This is a genomic window from Vibrio sp. PID23_8 (genome assembly GCF_003584965.1).
Classification (GTDB): domain Bacteria; phylum Pseudomonadota; class Gammaproteobacteria; order Enterobacterales; family Vibrionaceae; genus Vibrio.
Genome location: NZ_LIXE01000008.1, coordinates 108,879 through 129,054, shown reverse-complemented (window position 1 = coordinate 129,054; position 20,176 = coordinate 108,879). Strand labels below are relative to the sequence as shown.

At 45.7% G+C, this 20,176-nt stretch carries 20 protein-coding genes and 2 pseudogenes; 11 read left to right on the top strand and 11 right to left on the bottom strand.

The features are described 5' to 3' along the window. Positions 1-170 precede the first annotated feature (170 nt). The 3 genes from AK966_RS14295 to AK966_RS14285 all read right to left on the bottom strand — a co-directional run bounded on the left by AK966_RS14295 (position 171) and on the right by AK966_RS14285 (position 1,431). Positions 171-485: a GIY-YIG nuclease family protein gene (locus tag AK966_RS14295; protein ID WP_099079064.1), complete on the bottom strand. Its 315-nt coding sequence runs from the start codon at positions 483-485 to the stop codon at positions 171-173. Next, positions 482-1,135 (bottom strand): YceH family protein, encoded by a 654-nt coding sequence (locus AK966_RS14290; protein WP_099079065.1) that lies wholly within the window; start codon positions 1,133-1,135, stop codon positions 482-484. Before AK966_RS14290 ends, AK966_RS14295 begins: the two co-directional genes overlap by 4 nt. A 92-nt stretch (positions 1,136-1,227) precedes the next feature. Continuing rightward, on the bottom strand, positions 1,228-1,431 hold the full coding sequence (locus AK966_RS14285) for a hypothetical protein (RefSeq protein ID WP_253252674.1): 204 nt from the start codon (positions 1,429-1,431) through the stop codon (positions 1,228-1,230). 240 nt (positions 1,432-1,671) lie between these two features. On the opposite strand from AK966_RS14285, the gene AK966_RS14280 reads away from it, so the two are divergent. Both AK966_RS14280 and AK966_RS14275 read left to right on the top strand, forming a co-directional pair. Continuing rightward, positions 1,672-1,986 (top strand): DUF496 family protein, encoded by a 315-nt coding sequence (locus AK966_RS14280; RefSeq protein WP_005442423.1) that lies wholly within the window; start codon positions 1,672-1,674, stop codon positions 1,984-1,986. A 123-nt stretch (positions 1,987-2,109) separates the two neighbouring features. Continuing rightward, positions 2,110-3,447: an MATE family efflux transporter gene (locus tag AK966_RS14275; protein WP_119464395.1), complete on the top strand. Its 1,338-nt coding sequence runs from the start codon at positions 2,110-2,112 to the stop codon at positions 3,445-3,447. Between the two features lie 34 nt (positions 3,448-3,481). Here the strand turns inward: AK966_RS14275 and AK966_RS14270 are convergent, their stop codons facing one another. Then, on the bottom strand, positions 3,482-4,474 hold the full coding sequence (locus tag AK966_RS14270; protein WP_099079068.1) for a Gfo/Idh/MocA family protein: 993 nt from the start codon (positions 4,472-4,474) through the stop codon (positions 3,482-3,484). Between the two features lie 655 nt (positions 4,475-5,129). Between AK966_RS14270 and AK966_RS14265 the strand changes: the two genes are divergently transcribed. Beyond that, on the top strand, positions 5,130-6,563 hold the full coding sequence (locus AK966_RS14265) for a glyceraldehyde-3-phosphate dehydrogenase (protein WP_119464394.1): 1,434 nt from the start codon (positions 5,130-5,132) through the stop codon (positions 6,561-6,563). Positions 6,564-6,818: 255 nt separating this feature from the next. Continuing rightward, complete coding sequence (locus AK966_RS14260; protein ID WP_119464421.1) at positions 6,819-7,040, top strand: hypothetical protein; 222 nt, start codon at positions 6,819-6,821, stop codon at positions 7,038-7,040. A 147-nt stretch (positions 7,041-7,187) separates the two neighbouring features. On the opposite strand, the gene AK966_RS14255 is transcribed toward AK966_RS14260, so the two are convergent. The 3 genes from AK966_RS14255 to AK966_RS14245 form a co-directional block, all read right to left on the bottom strand. Beyond that, a complete protein-coding gene (locus tag AK966_RS14255) occupies positions 7,188-7,802 on the bottom strand; it encodes a LysE family translocator (RefSeq protein WP_119464393.1) in 615 nt (204 codons plus the stop codon). Between the two features lie 145 nt (positions 7,803-7,947). Then, entirely contained in the window at positions 7,948-8,322 is a 375-nt protein-coding gene (locus tag AK966_RS14250) for a nuclear transport factor 2 family protein (protein ID WP_119464392.1), read from the bottom strand. Beyond that, positions 8,319-8,774 (bottom strand): Lrp/AsnC family transcriptional regulator, encoded by a 456-nt coding sequence (locus AK966_RS14245; protein ID WP_119464391.1) that lies wholly within the window; start codon positions 8,772-8,774, stop codon positions 8,319-8,321. Before AK966_RS14245 ends, AK966_RS14250 begins: the two co-directional genes overlap by 4 nt. A gap of 176 nt (positions 8,775-8,950) precedes the next feature. Here AK966_RS14245 and yjeH point away from each other — a divergent pair, with 176 nt between their 5' ends. From yjeH to AK966_RS14235, 3 genes are all read left to right on the top strand, one after another. Continuing rightward, positions 8,951-10,213 carry an L-methionine/branched-chain amino acid transporter gene (gene yjeH, locus AK966_RS14240; RefSeq protein ID WP_119464390.1) on the top strand — a complete coding sequence of 421 codons (1,263 nt, stop codon included), beginning with the start codon at positions 8,951-8,953 and terminating at the stop codon, positions 10,211-10,213. A gap of 303 nt (positions 10,214-10,516) precedes the next feature. Beyond that, entirely contained in the window at positions 10,517-10,861 is a 345-nt protein-coding gene (locus AK966_RS20455) for a transposase family protein (protein ID WP_367379303.1), read from the top strand. Positions 10,862-10,919: 58 nt separating this feature from the next. Continuing rightward, a complete protein-coding gene (locus AK966_RS14235) occupies positions 10,920-11,702 on the top strand; it encodes a hypothetical protein (protein ID WP_119464389.1) in 783 nt (260 codons plus the stop codon). A gap of 45 nt (positions 11,703-11,747) precedes the next feature. Here AK966_RS14235 and AK966_RS14230 read toward each other — a convergent pair whose 3' ends face one another. Both AK966_RS14230 and AK966_RS14225 read right to left on the bottom strand, forming a co-directional pair. After that, positions 11,748-14,798: an efflux RND transporter permease subunit gene (locus tag AK966_RS14230; RefSeq protein ID WP_099079075.1), complete on the bottom strand. Its 3,051-nt coding sequence runs from the start codon at positions 14,796-14,798 to the stop codon at positions 11,748-11,750. A 2-nt stretch (positions 14,799-14,800) separates the two neighbouring features. Next, positions 14,801-15,895 (bottom strand): efflux RND transporter periplasmic adaptor subunit, encoded by a 1,095-nt coding sequence (locus tag AK966_RS14225; RefSeq protein ID WP_119464388.1) that lies wholly within the window; start codon positions 15,893-15,895, stop codon positions 14,801-14,803. 184 nt (positions 15,896-16,079) lie between these two features. On the opposite strand from AK966_RS14225, the gene AK966_RS14220 reads away from it, so the two are divergent. Continuing rightward, complete coding sequence (locus AK966_RS14220; protein ID WP_119464387.1) at positions 16,080-16,724, top strand: TetR/AcrR family transcriptional regulator; 645 nt, start codon at positions 16,080-16,082, stop codon at positions 16,722-16,724. Here AK966_RS14220 and AK966_RS14215 read toward each other — a convergent pair. After that, a pseudogene (locus AK966_RS14215) lies at positions 16,697-17,194 on the bottom strand (aminotransferase class I/II-fold pyridoxal phosphate-dependent enzyme); the annotation flags it as partial. The gene AK966_RS14220 and the pseudogene AK966_RS14215 overlap by 28 nt on opposite strands. Here AK966_RS14215 and AK966_RS14210 point away from each other — a divergent pair. Further along, positions 17,177-17,464: pseudogene (locus AK966_RS14210) on the top strand (pyridoxamine 5'-phosphate oxidase family protein); the annotation flags it as partial. The pseudogenes AK966_RS14215 and AK966_RS14210 sit on opposite strands and share 18 nt — an antisense overlap. Before the next feature lie 33 nt (positions 17,465-17,497). Here the strand turns inward: AK966_RS14210 and AK966_RS14205 are convergent. Then, on the bottom strand, positions 17,498-18,499 hold the full coding sequence (locus tag AK966_RS14205) for an AraC family transcriptional regulator (RefSeq protein ID WP_119464386.1): 1,002 nt from the start codon (positions 18,497-18,499) through the stop codon (positions 17,498-17,500). 107 nt (positions 18,500-18,606) lie between these two features. On the opposite strand from AK966_RS14205, the gene AK966_RS14200 reads away from it, so the two are divergent. Next, the gene (locus AK966_RS14200; protein ID WP_119464385.1) at positions 18,607-18,933 is read left to right on the top strand and encodes an MFS transporter; all 327 of its coding nucleotides are present in this window, start codon (positions 18,607-18,609) and stop codon (positions 18,931-18,933) included. Continuing rightward, complete coding sequence (locus tag AK966_RS14195; protein ID WP_119464384.1) at positions 18,933-20,156, top strand: HlyD family secretion protein; 1,224 nt, start codon at positions 18,933-18,935, stop codon at positions 20,154-20,156. Before AK966_RS14200 ends, AK966_RS14195 begins: the two co-directional genes overlap by 1 nt. The last annotated feature ends 20 nt before the right edge of the window (positions 20,157-20,176 follow it).

Here is a 20,176-nt window from a genome sequence, read left to right as displayed (position 1 = left end):
TATTATGAGTTACCAATGACCGAAATGATACCTGAAATAGATAAAAATAAACCGCCATTTTTAAGCGATTTGTCGTTTATCATTCTATAAATTCATGGGCGCTGCGTCTTCAAACCAAGTCATTCTCACTGAACCAAGCATCTTGAGGTTACTTAGGTATATAACGTGTATTAGCTGTGCATTTGAAATATCAGGTTTTGATGCTCATCAACATTGATATCTGCACCTGCATCGACAAGTAACTCTTTTTTCCTTTTGGTTAATTGTTTAATGAAGTATTCCACTTTCATCGCAGTGCTCTTGCTTTCAAACGATGATGTCCACTCTAATATGAGTGGTCCTTTTCCTTTCAACGCTTTTGCGCCTTTACCGCTTTGATGCTGCTTAAAGCGTCTTTCTATATCGTTCGTAACACCGCAATACAATGCATTGCGGTTATTGCGGATCAAATAAACACACCAGCTTTGCTCGGTAACCTGACTCATGAAAGCAGTGATTCTACCTGTACTTTGAGTGCATCGAGTTCTTCACGAAGTTGTGCTACTTCTTGCTCGAGTTGTGCCACACGCTCAGAATCAACAGAGGATGGTGTATAGGCAGAAGTGCTCAACTCACTCATATCCACTTCACCACAGAACAAATGCATGTAACGACATTCCCGCTTACCTGCCTCGCGCGGAAGCTTAACCACCAGCGGGCCTCTTTCATCGCTCGCTAGGTGTTCCAATACGATTTCCACTTCTTTAACGTCATTGAAATTTGCTAGGCGGTTAGTACGAGTACGAATTTCGCCTGGTGTTTGAGCACCGCGCAGTAACATACAGCACACAATCCCTTTTTCCTGTTTACTCAGTTTCAAATCACCAAATTCAGTATTGCAGAAACGGTGTTGGTACTTGCTTACACGACTGTTAAAGCTACTTTCATCACTGACTAGCCGACGTTCAATCAGCGCATCAACTGCATCGACTACATCGCCTTCTGACAATGACATTACCGGCTCACGATTACTTTTTTGGTTGCACGCATTAGTCAGCGCATTAAGGCTCAGAGGGTATTGATCGGGGGTTGTGACTTCTTTTTCAATCAAACAACCAATTACTCGTGCTTCAATTGCCGTTAGCTCAACTTTCATCATGCATTTCCTTATTATTTTTGCATTTGAATTTGGGTATCAGGCTAAAGCATAGCGCATAGACCTGATACCCTTTGCGAATCAGGTTCAATCTAATGCTCTGATAGAATGGACACTTTGGTCATTTTTCCATTCTCATCAATCATCATGATCTTAGAACGGTTCAGCTCAACCTCTATAATTTCGAGTTGCGTTCTTGCTGTAACATATGCCGCTTTTAGCTTTGCTGCTAAAGAGTCTTCGGTTGACTCTACTTCTTGGTTTTCGACGTGCTCCGCAGTATTACCAGAGTTCATTTCGAGCTTCATCATATTGTCTTGAATGAAGCAGATAATATAGCGTCAACAAACCGATGACAACGAGTCGTTGCATCTCCGTGTACGATAATCCAAAGCACTCAAGTTGTGCGTGTTAAAAGCACATCAGAATTGATTGATAAATGTTCAACTCAACACCACGTTTGATCTAAAGACTGTTATGCCATTAGATGTTGTGTTTTAATCGAATCAGATATTCACAAATTAGGAAAGGGAACCATGAGTAGCGTATTTGAAATCGTGAACCAAGCTCGTCGTAAAAACAAACTAAAACGTGAGCTGCTTGATAACGAAAAGAAAGTTCGTGACAACCGCAAACGTGTAGACCTTCTAGAGAACCTACTAGACTACATCAAACCAGAAATGACTCACGACGAAATCCTTGCGATCATCAAAAACATGAAAGCGGATTACGAAGACCGTGTTGATGACCACATCATCAAGAGCGCTGAGATCTCTAAAGCTCGTCGTGACATCAGCCGCCGTATTCGCGAACTGACTGAAGAAGACAAGCAAACTAGCGGTAAAAAATAAGCCTAATTAGTTTCAAGATTCAACCCCAAGCAAGTCAATCTTGCTCGGGGTTTCTTTTTGTCACTTTGTTGTACAGTGTGTACAATAAAACCACACCCCGCTCTGAAAACACTCAACTTTTCTATGTCTTCTATTTCTTCTGACATTCAGCCGACGTTAGCAAAACAGCTGTTTACTATGACATGGCCCATGCTTTTTGGTGTGCTCTCCTTGATGAGCTTCCAGCTCGTTGACAGTGCTTTCATTGGTCAACTCGGGGTTCTTCCGCTTGCCGCTCAGGGCTTTACTTTACCATTGCAAATGGTGGTCATTGGTATTCAAGTAGGTTTAGGCATCGCGACCACGGCTGTGATAGCAAAAGCGATAGGAGTTAACGATGTCCACTACGCAAAACAGCTTGGTGGCTTAGTGCTTATGATTGGCTCGATTGGTGTGGCTGTATTGGGCTTCATCATTTGGTTTCTGCGTTACCCTATCCTTTCCCTCTTAAGTGCACCAGAAACGATCATGCCAATCATCGACAGCTATTGGCCTTGGTGGTTATTAAGCTCTTGGACAGGCGCAGTGCTGTATTTCTACTACAGCATTTGCCGTGCAAATGGTAATACGATGCTGCCAGGCTCTATGATGATGGTGACCAGTGGTTTGAACCTTGTTCTCGATCCTTTGTTCATTTTCACCTTTGATTTAGGGATTAATGGCGCGGCCATTGCCACCATTATCGCATTCGGCGTTGGTATTGTTGTCGTTTCGCCGCGTGTACAGAAAAATCACTGGGCAACGTTCCAATGGCAAGATCTAAACGTGATGAAAAGTGTCACCGCTATCGGTAACATCATGGGACCTGCAATGATTAGCCAGCTACTGCCACCTCTTTCATCGATGCTAGCAACGAAACTATTAGCCGGATTTGGTACGGCGGCGGTGGCATCTTGGGCGCTAGGCTCTCGTTATGAATTTTTTGCCATTGTTTCAGTGTTAGCTTTAACTATGTCAATGCCCCCCATGGTGGGTCGCTTACTGGGCGCAAAGAACTACACGGATATTCGTTCTTTAGTCTCTATCGCGGTTAAATTCATACTCGGCTTCCAACTGTTGATTGCCATTGTGACTTTTATTGTTGCTAAACCACTCGCGCTATTGATGACCAGTGATGTTCAAGTGGAGGAAGTCTTGAACATGCACCTCGTGATCGTTCCTATCAGTTTGGGTTCGCTTGGGGTATGTATTCTGATGGTGTCTATCTGTAACGCGCTAGGAAAATCCTACACCGCACTAACCATCTCTGCACTACGCCTGTTTTTATTCTTCCTACCTTGCTTGTGGGTTGGCGCACAACTGGGCGGAATCCAGGGGCTATTGATTGGCGCTTGTATTGGTAACATTTTCGCGGGCATTGCGGCTTACCTAACTTACCGCAAAACAATACACAACCTATCAAAGCTGCAAGCCGCTGCTTAACGAGCAAAATAACGCCCTCACGATTGAGGTTTTTTTAATTAAATACAGTCAGTTGATCTGCCGGGAAAGCGACGCCGGTTTGCCTTCTTACTTCCGTCAGCACTTTGGCAACCGTCAACGAACGTTGCTTCATTTTTTCATCAATCAACCCAAGTTTAAGTTGCTGAGCAAATGCTTGTGCTTCATAGAACATATGATTTTCGGTTTGAGGCAGCGTGAGCACTTCTTTACCTTGCCCTCTCAAGATGCGCTCCACACCGCGTCCCGTAGCAATCATATCCACCAGCACACTACCTTGCTCTCCTTGAAATTCGCTTGGGATCAAAGAGTCACTCACTTTAGAGTGGAGCAGATTGACGTTAAAACCATCATACGCCAATGTCACACTACCGCAGCCATCTACCCCCGAAGGCAGTACATGGGCACTGGCTTGGATGCTTTTGGGTTCCCCAAACAATTCAATCGCCGAGCCTACACAGTAATAACCAATATCCATGATGGAACCGTTAGAAAACTCTGGATTAAATGTATTGGGATTTTCACCATTGAGGTATTTTTGATATCTCGATGAATATTGGCAATAGCTGATTGTCGCATGCCGCAGCGGAGCGATAGTTGGCAAGCTCTCTTTCAACACTTGGAAGTTTGGCGTATACGGCGACATAAATGCCTCAAACAACACCACTTGGTGTTCTTCCGCACATTGGAACATAGCCTTGGCTAAAGCGTAATTTGACGCCATTGGCTTTTCACATAGTACATGCTTGCCAGCATTAAGCATTTGTATCGCTTGTGGTGCATGCAGCGAATTTGGACTGGCGATATACACCGCATCAATATCCGCATCCTCTCCGAGAGCGTCGAGGCTGTCATAGTAAGCTTCAGCGCCATAGGGTGAACCAAACGAACGGGCTTTATCAACGTCGCGCGAGTACACGGCATGTAGACAGAATTCTTTGGTTTGAATCGCCGCTTGAACAAATTGTTGAGAGATCCAGTTGGTCCCGATCACAGCAAGTTTGAACATATTACTTCCTTTTCATTACCGTTCTTATACTAGGGGGGCAGCTTTCCTTTCGCGATTTAAACAAGCTTTAGTTCATTAAACAACTCAAATAACTCATCGAGCCTCTCTATTCCCGCCTATTTTTTGGGAGAGCCTCAAACAGCGTGACAATTGACTAGGTAAAGCCCATGCTCATTGCGTGCCTACTCGCGTTTTAAACTGTGATTGCTTACATATTTTTGAAAACAAAAATGAGTCGTAATTAACATTGAATAGTCATATCTACGCTGAATGATTAAAAGTTGCACTTCACAATGCCCACCCCATCACAATCCCCACATATACGCGACGCACATCACGAAACCTAAGTAATTATCACTTTAATAAACAGTTAAATTTGAACTCATCCTTTATCTTCACAAAAAAAGCCCACTATTTTTCAAAAGTCAACACGTCAAAGCTGCCCCTTTGGTCGCATTAATCAGCCGTAAAAAGCACCCTAGCCAACATGAAAAACTGGATTTATTTTTCCTAGCAGAATAACCAACGGCCACGTACAATCCGCACACATAATTACTACAAAACAATTACACAAACCGTTTGCTCGCTCGTGGTATTTGCCAACACAAACGAATGAGTACGGTCAGCCCAAAAACGTGAAAGGTCCAAAACAACAATGAGTCCAGAGAAATATCTCCAAGACTGGCAAACGAGCCAAACAATAGCTGAATCTGTCTCCCCTCTAATTGGTAAGTTATATCGTCAAAATGGAATCGAAGTGGTTCTATTTGGTAAGACACTTATCAATGCATCGACTATCGACATTCTCAAAGCTCACCGTATTGCAAGGCGCTATACTGGCAACCCTCTGTCTCTTGAACATACGATGCCGATCATCCAAAGCCTTAATGACATGAGTATTGCTTCTTGCCGTGTTGATATTGGCCAGCTTGCCGAGATGTACTGGAAAGCACACGAAGATACATCTGCACTGGATGACTTTTTACATACCGCTCTTCATGGTGCACATAGTGCAGACGCCCCATTAAAATCGCGTGATGTCGTTCTCTATGGTTTTGGTCGCATTGGTCGACTGTTAACTCGCCTTCTCATCGAAAAAAGTGGCCCTGGCTACCCGCTTCGACTACGTGCCATCGTGGTACGCGGCGGTAAAAAAGGTGATCTGGAAAAACGTGCAAGCTTATTGCGTCGTGATTCCGTTCATGGCCAATTCAACGGCAGTATCTTAATTGATGAAGAACGTAAGGCGTTGATCGTTAATGGTAACTACATCCAAATCATTTACGCTAATAGCCCAAGCGACGTCGACTATTCGGTTTACGGTATCAACAATGCACTGGTTGTCGATAACACCGGCGTATGGCGTGATGCTGAAGGTCTAAGCCAGCACGTAGCATGTAAAGGCGCAGAAAAAGTACTGCTGACTGCTCCGGGTAAAGGCGACATTAAGAACGTTGTATTTGGTGTAAACGAATCTGTCATTCAAGAAGACGACACCTTCATTTCAGCCGCAAGTTGTACAACCAACGCCATTACACCTGTACTTAAAGCGCTGAATGACAAATATGGCGTCCTATCTGGCCATATTGAAACGGTGCACTCATACACCAATGACCAAAACCTGATTGATAATTTCCACTCGGGCGATCGTCGTGGCCGTGGCGCTTCTTTAAACATGGTTCTTACCTCAACTGGCGCCGCAAAAGCGGTAGCGAAAGCGTTGCCAGAACTTGCGGGTAAGCTAACGGGTAACGCGATCCGTGTACCGACACCGAATGTATCGATGGCAGTCGCAAACCTAAACCTAGGCGAAGATGTGGACCGTGACTCATTGAATGAATACTTGCGTGAAATGGCCTTAAATTCAGCGCTTTCTGCGCAGATTGATTACACAGATTCAACGGAGATTGTATCTAGTGACTTAGTCGGCTCTCGCCATGCGGGCGTTGTTGACGGCCAAGCAACGATTGCACAAGACAAGCGCTGCGTACTGTACATCTGGTACGACAATGAATTTGGTTACAGCTGTCAAGTTGTACACTGTATGGAACAAATGATGGGTGTTCGTTACCAAACATACCCTCAATAGGTGAACTTTGCTCCACAATGTTAACCACACTGCGTAACGAGCAATACCCCAGCATTTGTTTTAATATAAGCGCCCCGCGCATTACTAATAATATTTCCCCCGTTTATACGCCTGGTGACCATCAGGCGTTTTTTCGTTTTTAGACCAATTTGACATTCCTCAGACAAATCGATGTGAAATTGAATGGTATGTTCATATTTCATTCATGTTCAGGGCGCTAATCTGAACGCATAGATTGAAAGAGAGGTCATGAATATGAATCGAATTATCGTTACAGCATTAGCACTGATTACCGGCTTTGTTACTTTAGTTTTTAGCCTAATCATGGCGATTCCATTGACCATAGCTGCACTGATTACTGGCAAACGTATTGAAAAACGTGTGAAACAAATGCAACAAGAAATGCATGAAGAGTACCATTTCAATACGGGCAAAACCGATGCAATTGAAGGCGAGTTTGAAGAAGTTCGTCGCTGATTGCTAACCACTCCCTATGTTCCTGAGCAAAATTCCTTGCTGACACCCTATCTCAACATTCTGGATAGGGTGTTTTTTTATCACAAACACAACAAAGGCGACCATTTCGATCGCCTTTGATTATTGGGTTTATCTTTAATTACATCGCTAAATCGTCACTACTACACGGATAGCAAGCAACATAAGAACGATGCCTGAGAGTCGATCAATCAGCACCGCTTTAGAACGAATACGATCAACCACTCGTGAATTAGATAAAACAAGCGTAATAAAGGTGTACCACAACCCATCCACAATAAATGGAGTCACTACGATGACCATTTGATTACTTAGCTCGTTACCTAGAGCAACAAATTGGCTAAACAGTGCGATAAAGAACAGTGCAATTTTCGGACTCAGCATGGAAATTAAAAAACCTTCACGTGCCGATTGAATGACGGTCGTTTGCTCACCCGATTCCAACTTTGCCGCAACCCCGCCTTTTGAACGCAGCGCATTAAACCCCAAGTAAGCGAGATAAGCCGCGCCTGCGAGACTAATAGTCTTAAATAGCAACGGACTTTGTTGCAAAACAACCGCCAAGCCAATCAGAGTAACGAACGCATAAATACCAATACCAAATGCATGCGCCCAAGCGGTTGCCAAACCATTAATGCGTCCACCAGCTAAGGAATGTTTAGCGACAATCGCCAAGCTCGGGCCCGGTGACATCGCCCCCAATAAACAAACGGTAAAAAGTGATAACCAAACTGTCAGTGTCATAAATACCTCTCCTCTTTGACCTTCATCTATCAATAGAGGTGAAAAATTGAAATTAAAGAGAACGTAAGGGCAATGTTTTATGCCCAACGATGGGATGAAAATATCAGCTCAAATGGTCAATACACCCTATTAACCTGAGTTCAGGTTAATGACGCTCGACCCATTTTGCACGCCAGTTGGCCGCTGCGTATTCTTCTGGCCAGTATTCAACTTGCTTGCAAATTAAACCATCCCGCACGGTGTGAAAAGTAATGACTCGGTCTTTTCGTGCCCCATCACTGACGACCACATCCGTTACCACTTGCTCACCATCTGCAACAATGCGTTCGATGTCGAATGTCCATACCCCCTTTGCTGGGTAAGCCGAGTTAAGGGCAGCAAAGTTGGCTCGGCCTCGAATCACTTCTGTGGTCAGTGGCCAAAGCACCTCACAGTCTGGTGAAAGGCACTCTGCTGCTGCGGTGAAGTCGTTACTTTCCATTGTCTTCCAGAAGTTTAAAACTATCGTTTTCTCGGTCATTTTACGAACTGATTCCCTGTCGTATTGAAGAACTCCGTTAGGACAGTATGCGTCATCACATTACGAAGCTCAGGGTAGCGTTGAATATGATCTCGAATCTCATTAAGACGGGCAATATTAGGCACTTCAACAAACAGCATCATATCGGTTTCACCGCTAATGGCATGGCACCACTTCACACCGTCGATTTTGTACAGTTCATTGGCGTACGCATCGCAATTATGGCTTGAAGCAGAAGTATCAAACTTTAAAGCAAAATACGCGCAGATAGTAGGCTCTTCAGAGGTAGCAATATCTGCATGATAACCGAGTATGACTTGGTCAGTTTCTAGCTTTTTGATTCGAGCCGTCACCGCTGAGCGTGACAAACTGACGTGCTCCGCGATCTCCGTAATTGAGACACGGGCATTTTGACGTAATAGATCTATGATTTGATGATCAAATTTGTCCATAAACTCACCAAGCTTTCCTTAATTTTTCCATTCTACTCAATTACAACTTATTGAAAACCGACATTTTGCAGGCGTTCATCAAAACAACCGTCATTTTGACGGTCGACAACACCAATTTGTTGTACAGAATTTGGCTATGCTTGTGACTCGCAGCGCATTGACATTCAGAGATCGTTATGGAACAACTTAAAAAAGACATCACGCTGATATCAGGGATTGGTCAACTCTCCACCACGTTAATGGGTACGGGGCTATTTATGATTCCGGCAATTGCTGCTGGCATTGCGGGGCACTTTTCTCTGTGGGCTTGGATTGTATTGTTCGTCGCGATTTGCCCCATCGCCCTCACCTTTGCACAACTTGGAAAACGCTATCCAAACGCCGGCGGCACTGCCTTTTTCGTGCGTAAAGCCTTCAACAGTAAATTAGAAAGTAGTGTGGCGTGGCTGTTTGTCAGCGTGATTCCTGTCGGAGTTCCTGCTGCGGTCGCCCTCGCTGCAGGCTTTTTGCTACAATTGTTACCAGAGGCAATCAGCAATCACCTTTTCGCTCAAATTCTCACGGTCGCTCTCTTAGTTTTCGTTAGTTTACTTGGTACTAAGTCATCAGGACGTCTGCAAACCGTTATTGCATTAAGCATTTTTGCTTTGGTTAGCGCATTTTTGTGGACAGGCGATGTTGGCTATGCCGATCTTACGATGCCAGCAATCACCATGGATTCTACTTGGTCGATTGCTGCAGCTCTCGGGGTCATGTTCTGGTGCTTTGTTGGCATTGAAGCTTTTGCACATATGGGAGAGGAATTTAAGAACCCACAACGAGACTTCCCTATTGCCATTATCGTCGGCTGCTTTATCGCTGGCACAACCTACTGGGCATGCTCAGTAGTGATCCTAAAGTTTGGCGCGTATGGCAGTACCGAGTTCGACAGCGCTTCTATCCCTTGGTTAAGTGCGCATCTTTTTGGCGACCATGCTAAATGGCTAATTAGCCTAATCGGTTTCTCAGCATGTTTTGCTAGCATCAACCTCTACACCCAAAGCCTAGCTCGCATGGTGTGGGCACAGGCAAGGGAGTACAAGCCAACAAGTACCATTGCTCGCGTATCGGTTCGTGGCGTGCCCGCTAATGCGACGCTTCTGGTTGGTGTAATTTTGCTTGTTTCTTGCGTATTGGGCTCGCTCTCAGGATTAGATTTGGAGTTCTTCCTGAAACTTGCTAACGGAATCTTTGTTTTGGTTTACCTACTGGCCATGCTTTCAGCCTACAGATTGCTGCAAGGAGCAGGCAAGATTCTAGCCGGAATTTCACTACTCTTATGTACCGCTGTATTTATCTGCTTGGGCTGGTCAATGTTGTACGCCATTACTATTTTTGCGGTGCTTTCTCTGCCTTGGAAGCAATGGATAAAAAAGAGTCAAAGCAGACTCATTGAGTGACCAGACCAAGTTAGACGCCATTCAAACAACGGCAGGAGATCGACACCTCCACATACCAACGTTTGTTAGGTCAAATAGTGATTCATACTTCATTCTTTAACGCAGCAAATCTGATCGTCGAATAAATTGTGGATCGCCTATGTTACAAGATGAAAAAAGCCTCGCTAGCATGAGGCTTTTGTTTGGTTCATCGCAGGTTAGCGGGAACTGAAAATAAAAACGACCGTTTTCATTCCAAATAGTACTTTCCTATCGTCATTCAGGGAAGGCTTTCAGCTCGTAAAGTCTAATAAAACTGACTCATTGATCTCTATCACTTTAGTTCCAGACTCAGTTCCATCCTGTTCTTGTGGCCAAGCTTCTGAGTCTATTCATGATACCCAATGGCGAACGCTCAAAGATGCGATGATACTAGATATACCCGTTGAGCTACTCGTTCAGACTCGGCGTATCAAGTGTTCAAAATGTGGTATCAAAACTGAGTCTATCTCTTGGGTTAAGCCATATTCTCGCCTTTCTCAGTCAAAGCCTTGCATGCCGAAGCTTTACCACACTTTGCTGCCTATCTGCACCAATGGAATAGATAGACTAAACTTAGTGATGTCAATTAGCCTCAAAAGCTCAAATCTAAGAGTCAATAAGCAGTAGTATCTACATTGTGTGGGCGGCGGCCTCTTTAGCTTCGAGCCTATATAAGGAATGAGCTATGAACAAAAAACAACTCGAAAGTGGAGAGAAATACGGCACTAGAATTGGTGGATATAACGGCTTTGTAAGGCGACTATTTTGGCCTGGAATGCCCCCAACAGAATGTGTTGATGGTTATTTAATGTTTCCATGGGGCACTGGTCCATTTTGGCCAATTTACTGTGATTTTGACACACCTTTTATTACTACGCCTCTATCATTTGGTTCAGAATTTCATTCACGAGAGGCAAGCCATTTTGTTGATGTGGTTAGTGAGCTTGCAGATGAGTCGACTGAAAAGGTGATGGCGACGATTGAAAATGTAGCAAGTATAGATAAAGAGGAACTTCTTAAATTAAGCGTCATAGAGCTTGCTAAGATCATTTTTGATGCCACTTCGAAAGATATCAAACACCCTCGTATCGACTCAACAATGGTCTTTGGTGAATATATTGATTCTATTAACAAAGCTGGAGGAAAATTTGACTCTGCTTTGGCTCTTCGAAGTCTCGCGAAGCAAATGGGCATTTCAAGAGATACGCTTAGGAAGATGCCTCTTTCAGATATCCCAACCTATATAGATGTCATTGGTAATCAAGATTCAGACACGGGAGTTAGTTATAGAACCGGTACCACGGTTTGTGCGGTAAACAGTGCTGGACAGATGACTTGTGGCGTTGTCAATGGTGTTCTAGAGGGGCTAATGTGGGGTGGCGTGATTGGGGGTGTTATCGGTGGCGCTGTTGGTGCTGCTATTGGTGCTGTAATTGGGGGGTTGCTAAGTTGGCTTTGGGGGGATTGAACCCAAAAGGAGCCACAAGGCTCCTTTTTAGATTAAGGGTGTTGATTATACTGTTTCTACCTTCACGCGGAAGAACATCGCATAAAACAACGGGATAACGACCAGTGTCAGAATGGTAGCGAAGAGCAGACCAAACATGATGGTCACTGCCATACTCTTAAAGAACGGGTCAATTAGAAGCGGAGCTACGCCCAATATCGTCGTAAACGCACCCAATAGTACGGGACGGGCACGGCTCAAGGCAGCATCGATAATGGCGCTATAAGGCGTTTTGCCTTCGCGAATTTCCACATCCGCTTGGTCCACCAATACAATTGCGTTTTTCACCATCATACCAATCAGGCTTAAGAAACCGAGGATGGCCATAAATTCAAACGGCGTCTGGAAAATCACCAAGCCGACGGTCACCCCGACAATGGCTAATGGTGCGGTCAGCCAAATCACCAATGGCTGGCGGAGTGCGTTGAACATAAAGATCACCGAGAGAATCATTGCAGCAAAACCATACGGCGCAGAAATCACCAGACCTTCATTAGCATCTTTTGACGCTTTATACTCGCCGTACCACTTCAGCTCATATCCGGCTGGCAGTTCAATCGCTTCGATCTGGCTACGAACTTGATTAAATGCATCCGCAGTCAGCACACCCGGCGCAGGATCGGCCTGAACCAAGATAGTTGGCATGCGGTCAATACGGCGCAAGATCGCATCCTGATACACCACATCAACAGAGTCCACCACCTGACTCACTGGAATAAAAGCACCTGCCGTCGGGCTGAACACTTCGGTATTTTCAATCGCGCGCTGGTGATTACGTTCGCTTTCTGGCGCGCGCACCACGATCGGGATCAGATCATCACCTTCGCGATACACACCAACATTGCGCCCCGTTAGGGTTTGTGCAATCGATTGGTTGATTTCCTGCGTTGTCAGGCCATAGCGCTGCGCTTCTTCTGCCGAATAAACCGGGCGAAGCACAGGCACCTGCTGACGCCAGTCATCCTGAACAGCAATTAAATTACTATCTGCCAGCATGATGGCTTTCGCTTGCTCAGCAAGTTGGCGCAACACAGCACTGTCTGGGCCTTTGAAACCGGCTTCAATCTTTTTACCGCCGCCGCGACCTAGCATGAATTTCCACACTTTAATCGACGCATCCGGATATTTTGCTTCCAACTCACCTTGCAGTTCCCCTAGCAGCGGTGCAATTTTGGTATAATCGTCAATATCAATCAGCAGCTGACCATAGCTCGGGTTACGGGCTTCTGGCGCATACGTCAGCATAAAACGCAACCCGCCACCACCAATAAAACTGGTGATACTGGTAACGCCCTCTTTCGCTTTCACATCTTGCTCAATGTTGGCGATCAATGCTTCAGTACGTTTAATGTCTGAACCTTGTGGTAAGTACACATCCACCACAAATTGTGGTCGTTGAGACTCTGGCATAAAGCCCGGCGGAACAAACTTCACGCCCCAGATAGCAGCAGCCATCATGCCCAGCAATAATGCGCAGCTGATGATTCGATATTTCAGAACCCAGGTTAACAGCGCTTTGTAACCACTGATCATACGACCTGGCTTCTGATCGGCGTTAACCGCCTTCACCTTCAGAAAATCGTGGCACAGCATTGGGGTTACCGTTACTGCAAACACCCAGCTCAGGAACATTGAATAGAGAATCACCCAAAACAGTGAGCCCGCGTATTCGCCCATATCAGAGGGAGAAAGACCAATGGCACTAAACGCACAGATACCGACCACTGTACCGCCGAGCAATGGCCATTTAGTGGCGTTCACCACATCAGAAACCACTTCTTTGCGGTCTGCGTTCGGATCTTGTTGAAGTCGGACCAATATGCCGTCCGTCACAACAATCGCATTATCCACCAGCATGCCAAGCGCAATGATCAGTGCCCCCAAAGAGATACGCTGCATAGCAATGTCTTCAATCAGCATGATGCACAGTGTGCCAGCCACCGTTAACAACAACACAAAGCCGATGATCACGCCGGAACGTACCCCCATAAACAGCAGTAGTACTACGAAAACAATCGCTACAGCAGCAATAAGGTTATCGATAAAATTGGCCACGGAAGCGCGCACGGAATCCGACTGCATGGAGATGATGTTCAGTTCCATACCAAGTGGACGCTGGTTTTCTAATTCAGCCAAACGTACTTTTACCGCATCACCCATATCAACAACATTACCACCAGATACGTTGGAGATACCAAAACCAATCGCACGCTCGCCATTGTAGCGCATCAGCATTGTGGCTGGCGTTTTGTAGCCGCGAGTGATGTCAGCGATGTCACCTAAGCGAAGCACGGTATGATTGCTGCCCACGCCGACTTGCAGATTTTTTAGGTCGGCAACAGAATCAATGTTCGAGCTCGGAATAACCGGAATTCGCATGGCATCCGTTTCGATGCTGCCAGCCACAGTGACTAAGTTTTGCTTTTGCAGTACCTGGAACACTTTTTCCGCAGACATACCAAACTCAGCCAGACGCTCGCTGGAAATTTCAACAAAGATGGTCTCTTGCTGCTCTGCCAACGTCGCGGTTTTGGCAACGCCAGGCACCAAGACGATTTCACGGCGTAGTGAATCCACATAGTCTTGCAGCTGTTTGTCGCTGTAACCTTCACCCGTTACGGCAAAGAACAGCGCATAAACATCGGCAAAGTCATCATTGACGATAGACGGGCCAGCCCCCGGTGGTAACTGACGCTGAGCATCGGTCACTTTACGGCGGAGCTTATCCCACACCTGTTGCAGTTCTGCCGCACTGCCGGCGAACTCCAACTTGATCTCAACCGTCACTTCCGACATACCTTGCATCGAGACGGATTTCACTTCTTTGACTTCCTGCAAAGACTGAACCGCCCCTTCGATCACATCGGTCACCTCGTCTGACACTTCCTGCGCAGTGGCACCAGAATAAGGCGTCACAATCACCGCCTGACGAATGACAAATTCCGGGTCTTCAAAGCGCCCGAGTTTGAGGTAGCTAATATAGCCACCAATCAGCGTCAGGGCGATCAGCACCCACACACTGGTGCGCTTGGCTATGGTATAACGTGCAATGTCCATCATTACGCTCCAGTGCGGTCATCAGTGTAAGGGCGTATTTCCATGCCCTCTCTCACACTAGAAACGCCTGCAATGATCACTCTTTCACCTTTTAACAGGTGGTCTGTCACTATGATGCGATCCTTGTTAAGTGCACCGATCTGGACGTAACGTTTTTGCGCTTTGTTCTCACTATTCACCACCCACACAAATTGTTTGCCTTGGTTATCTGGCACAATCGCGGTCAGTGGAAGCGTGATTTGCTGCTTCTGAGCCTCGTTCTTGTTGCTCACAGGGATCACTTTTACTGCCATGCCCGGCAATACATGGAACCCATTGAGTTGTTCAAAGCCAAGAACGACTGGATACGTTTGCGAAACCGAGTCTGGTACGGTTGCAAAGGTACGGAGCGTGACTGGGAATGTTTGTCCAGGAATGGAAGAGATCTCTGCCATTGCACGTGTGCTGTCGTTACCCGTTAGCATCACTTTATGAGGAATGTGGATCACGACTTCCAAATCGTTGAGATCATGAATAGTCAGTATTGGCGCGTTCGCTTGCACTTGAACATGATTATCGACCAGTTTGCGTCCCACAATGCCATCAAAAGGGGCATAGATCTGCGTGTACTCAAGCTGACGCTTCGCATCATCCACTCGGTTGCGCGCCAAATTGTAGCGTGTGGTGATCGCATCAAGATCGGCTCTTGAAATGGCTTGGCTCTTTTTAAATACCACTTGAGCACGCTCATATTCCAGCGTGGTATTTTCAAGTTCAAGTTGGGCTGACACCAACGCGTTTTTCGCATCTCTCGCATCTAAAGAAGCGAGTAACTGGCCTTTTTTCACCTCATCGCCTTCCTTCACCTCGATATTGGTCAATCGACCACCGATTTGGAAAGCGAGATCTGCACGCTCAGCCGCACGTACAATGCCGTTAAAGCTTAAATCTGCAGAGTGTTGGTTTTGTACAACTTCGGTAAGTGCCGGCTTAATCATCGGGGCGACCAAAGACTGTGTGGCCTCACTGCCACAGCCGCTAAGGCTAAGAGATGACACGAGCAGCGCAGAAATTGCACTCAATTTAAGTATCTTGTGGCCAACTTCAACTACGACCATATTTGCTTCACTCCAAAAACGTGACCGACTATTTGATCGGTGCACTGTTAAGTAATAATTACGTACAAAAGCAAAAGTAAACTTTGGAGTTTATTTTAAAGGTAATTACGCTAACGGTAAACTCAAAAGTTTACCAACTTGTTTTTGTTTGCTAGATTGTGAACGTCTAAGAAAGGAGAACTCCATGACACGCGTAGAAAAAAAACGCCTAGCGATCATCACCGCCGCGAAGGAAGAGTTCATTCAGCACGGCTTTACTGGAGCAAACATGGATCGTGTGTGTGCATTGGCCGAGGTCTCTAAGCGCACTTTATATCGTCACTTTGAAAGCAAAGAAGTGCTTTTTGAATCGGTACTTAGCGTGATTAAATCTTCTATCGGTGAGACACACGATTACCCATTTGATGGTGATAAAAGCATCCAAGAACAGCTAACGACCATTACCCATAAAGAAGTCGAGATACTTTACAAAAATTATGGTATTCCTTTTACCCGTGTGGTTGTGATCGAGTTTTTGCGCGAACCAGAAATGGCTCAACAGATCATTTCTAAGCTTTATCACTCTAAAGCACTAACAACGTGGTTTGAGCTGGCGCAGCAAGCCGGTGCAATTCGAAACATCAATATTGATTTACTTTCCGACACCTATACGAGCATTTTTAACGGGCTGTTCTTATGGCCACTCGTATTCAATATGCAACCTATGCCAACTGAAACAGAGCTCGATCAGAAGATTTCGCATTTGGTTTTCGTGATATCAAGTACCTGCGAAGCATCGGCTCAACAATATGAAACGCCCTCTCAGAAAACAGATTCTTCAAATAACTGAGACACCTGCTGGATCAGTGCATCAATCTGGTCCAACGCGACATTGCCATAACCCAACACGGCTCCATGCAAATCACGCGTCTGAAAATCAGGATGCTCATAATAACTCATTGGGCGGAGCACGATACCTAGAGCTTCGGCCCGCTTTGTCCATTCATGTTCATCGATTCCCTGTTGCCATTTTAGTGTGATGTGAAGCCCAGCAGCTTGGCTAATGACACTCACTCTGGCTGGCAAATATTTCTCGATAGCCAAGCTCATCTGCTCATGCTTTGTTTTGTATAAGCGGCGCATCTTACGAATATGACGAAGCAAGCCTCCTTCCGTGATGAATTCCGCTAACGCTTCTTGAGTATGCGTTGGCGAATCACCACATAGCGCATCCTTAACCACAAGTCTATCTTCGACTAAAGACTCCGGCACAACGAGATAGCCTAACCGCAAGCCGTTAAACATCACTTTATTGAGCGAATTGCACTAGGCAGAACGCAGGAAATTCGCTTGAGTAATGAGAAAGAGCTCAAAGCGACCATGCTACTTCGCATCCCACTGACCGAAGCCTCTGTGAAAATCAGTCACTTTGGCGTGAGTGATGAGGCTCAAGATATGGATATTCCCGTTTGGGCAGGTGTTTTGCCTTATCGAACAGTGGTAGGGCCGCTTCAAGCTTGTGAGGATCTTTATGAAGGGATTGAAGAGCCTGACTACCGTAGTGCCTACCCGAATCGCTGGCAAAAATAGGAGCCGATGCCCCTGCTACTTCGTTCTATTAGCTCAACATTCAAAACGCAGTGAATACTCTTTTGGCGTCACGCCGCGGTGCTTTTTAAACATTCGATTGAAACTGGCCACATTGCTGTATCCAAGCATTTGAGAGATAGCTGGCACACTGTTGCCCTTTCTTAATTGCTCTGCTGCGACGTTGCTTAATACATACCCTGAAACGGTCGAAAAATTTAGCCCAAGCTTGTGCAATCGACGCTGAAACTGCTGCTCTGAAAGCCCAAATAGCATCGATACTTGCTCTAATGTGGGTAACCCGTAATGGCGGCTATAATTCACCACTTCATAAATGATTTTAAGCTCATCCTCTGGGTCCGGCATGTTGAGCAGATCATCTAAATCGGAAAAACTCATCGCAAGGCGGCTCTCTTGACGATGCGTCACCTGCTTTGAAGCAAGACGATCGTCACTATGAATCCAGATCTCCGTTCTAGGTTGACTCCACATCACCTCACACCCAAAGTACGCTTTGTATAGTGCGTGGTTCTTTCTTGAGCCCGAAATCATCACTCGCAATGGTGCATAATCTTGGCCGAGAAACGCCCGCAATACCTTTATCATAAAAGTGGCGCAGCGGATGCTATCATGCACTTTGCCCGATGCATCGACAAAAGGATTGTGATAAGTCCATTTAACGATATTCCCAGATTGCGCCCCGGCAAAAAACGCACCGGATTGCAAATTACTCACCCCATAATTCACGCGGCGAATCGTGCTGGATAAATCGTTCCCCGAAAACAGCCAGCGCCCTATAGGCCCGAGTGTTTGAAGATCGACCTCCCGACTTAAATTTAATATCACATCAGCGTCACCACTCCGTGATTCTAGGTTTCGATACCACTCATTGACAGCAGGGATCGGAACCAAAGTCATTGGGTTATGAAAAACAGAAGCCGGGATCCCAAGGTCTTCTGACTGCAATTTATACTTAAATAACGCGAGGTTATGAATATTTAGGATGCCCATTGCGCGAATAAACCGAACCGTTTCCACTACTAATCACATCAAATATAGTCGACAATTGATTGAATTTGTCACAAACAATCATCCTTTTCAATAAGTAAACACAATACGCCCCATATATCTTAGAGGAGCAGTTTATGAGTTTACTCAGTGTCCCATTTGTCGGAACAGGCGCAGACACCGCTTTGCATGTTGTTGCAGCCGTCGTATTAATCGCCAGTGTTGCTGGTGCGTGTTACGGCTTTTGGAAAATCCATGAATTACCAATCAATAAAGCACACAGTAAAGATCACCATCAGATAGGGCTCATCACCGCCCTCACTTGGATAGGGTTCGTCTGGCACTGGGTTTGGGTGCTCGCGGTGATCTTTGCCTTCGTTGATATGGAAAAAGCCATTCTCAATCTGCGTGATACATGGAGAAGTAAACCGCAATCAGAAACACAGCCACAAGAGGAGGCATAATGTTAGAAGGTTTAGCGGTTTGGGCACTGTTTATCTACTTGCTTCGCCTTGTTGGCATGCCTTGGAACAAAGCAACGAAGTCATTTGCTTACCTTGGTGGGGTCGGTTGGTTGATGTTTGTGTGGGTAGGGTTGATCAACTTTACGCCAATGGATCTCTCTGGTGGTTCTGTGGTGCAGTCTCCTCATATTCAACTTCGCCCCGATTCAACCAACGTCAGAGGCAAAGTCGACCACATTTATATCAAGCCTAACCAACAAGTTGCGCAAGGTCAGCTCATCTACGAACTCGACCCTACGCAATATGAAATCGCATTTAATCAAGCGAAAGTCTCTGCCGATGTGGCAGAAGTCGCGCTTGAAACGGCACAAGGCGATATTTCGATTGAAGAAGCGAATCACGAAGCGTTGGTGCAAGACCTTGAAACATCAAAAAGCCAGTTAGCTGCAGCGCAAGTTGATTTCAAATTGCAAAAGAAGATGTTAGACCGTTACGTTGAACAAAACCGCGTGGTGCAAAACACCATTACGGAAAGTGACATCGACAAACAATCGAGCGCAGTGGACATGGCGCGCCACAATGTGTTGACACTTGAGTCACAAATCAAGAAGAAGCAAGTGGATATCTCACGGGCAAAACTTGCTATTGATAAAGCCGAACTTGCGGTCGAAACCAAACGTGCAGAACTTCGCCAAGCACAAGAGCAAATCGCCAAAGCGCAGTGGGATCTCAACAGCACAAAAGTGCACGCCCCTGCCGATGGGTTTGTCACCAACTTTATTTTACGAGAAGGCCAGCGTGTCTCAGTCGCGCCTCGTATCAATATGTACACCAACGAAAAGTACGTACTGATGCGCGTGAACCACCAAGCCATTCGCAATATCAAACCGGGTCAACCGGCTGAGTTCGCCTCATCGATATATCCTGGTAAGATCTTCGCCGCAACGGTTGAGGGTATCGTTGAAGCAACCGGTGAATCACAAGGCAACCTGTTAGGCTTAGACGATTCGGTAAGAGCAACAACGGGTAAAAACTTACAGAATAAACATCACTTTGTTCGCCTAAAAATTGATGAACCTGAAGGCTATGACATTCCAGTTGGTTCTGTTGGTCTTGCGTGGGTAAGCGGTGAAAAGCCAATTGGTTTCCTTGCCTTCCTAGATGCAATTCGGGGCATTATCATCCGAATGAAGTCTCAGTTATACTTCTTCTACTCTATCTAAACGCCCAAACCGCCAGTTTC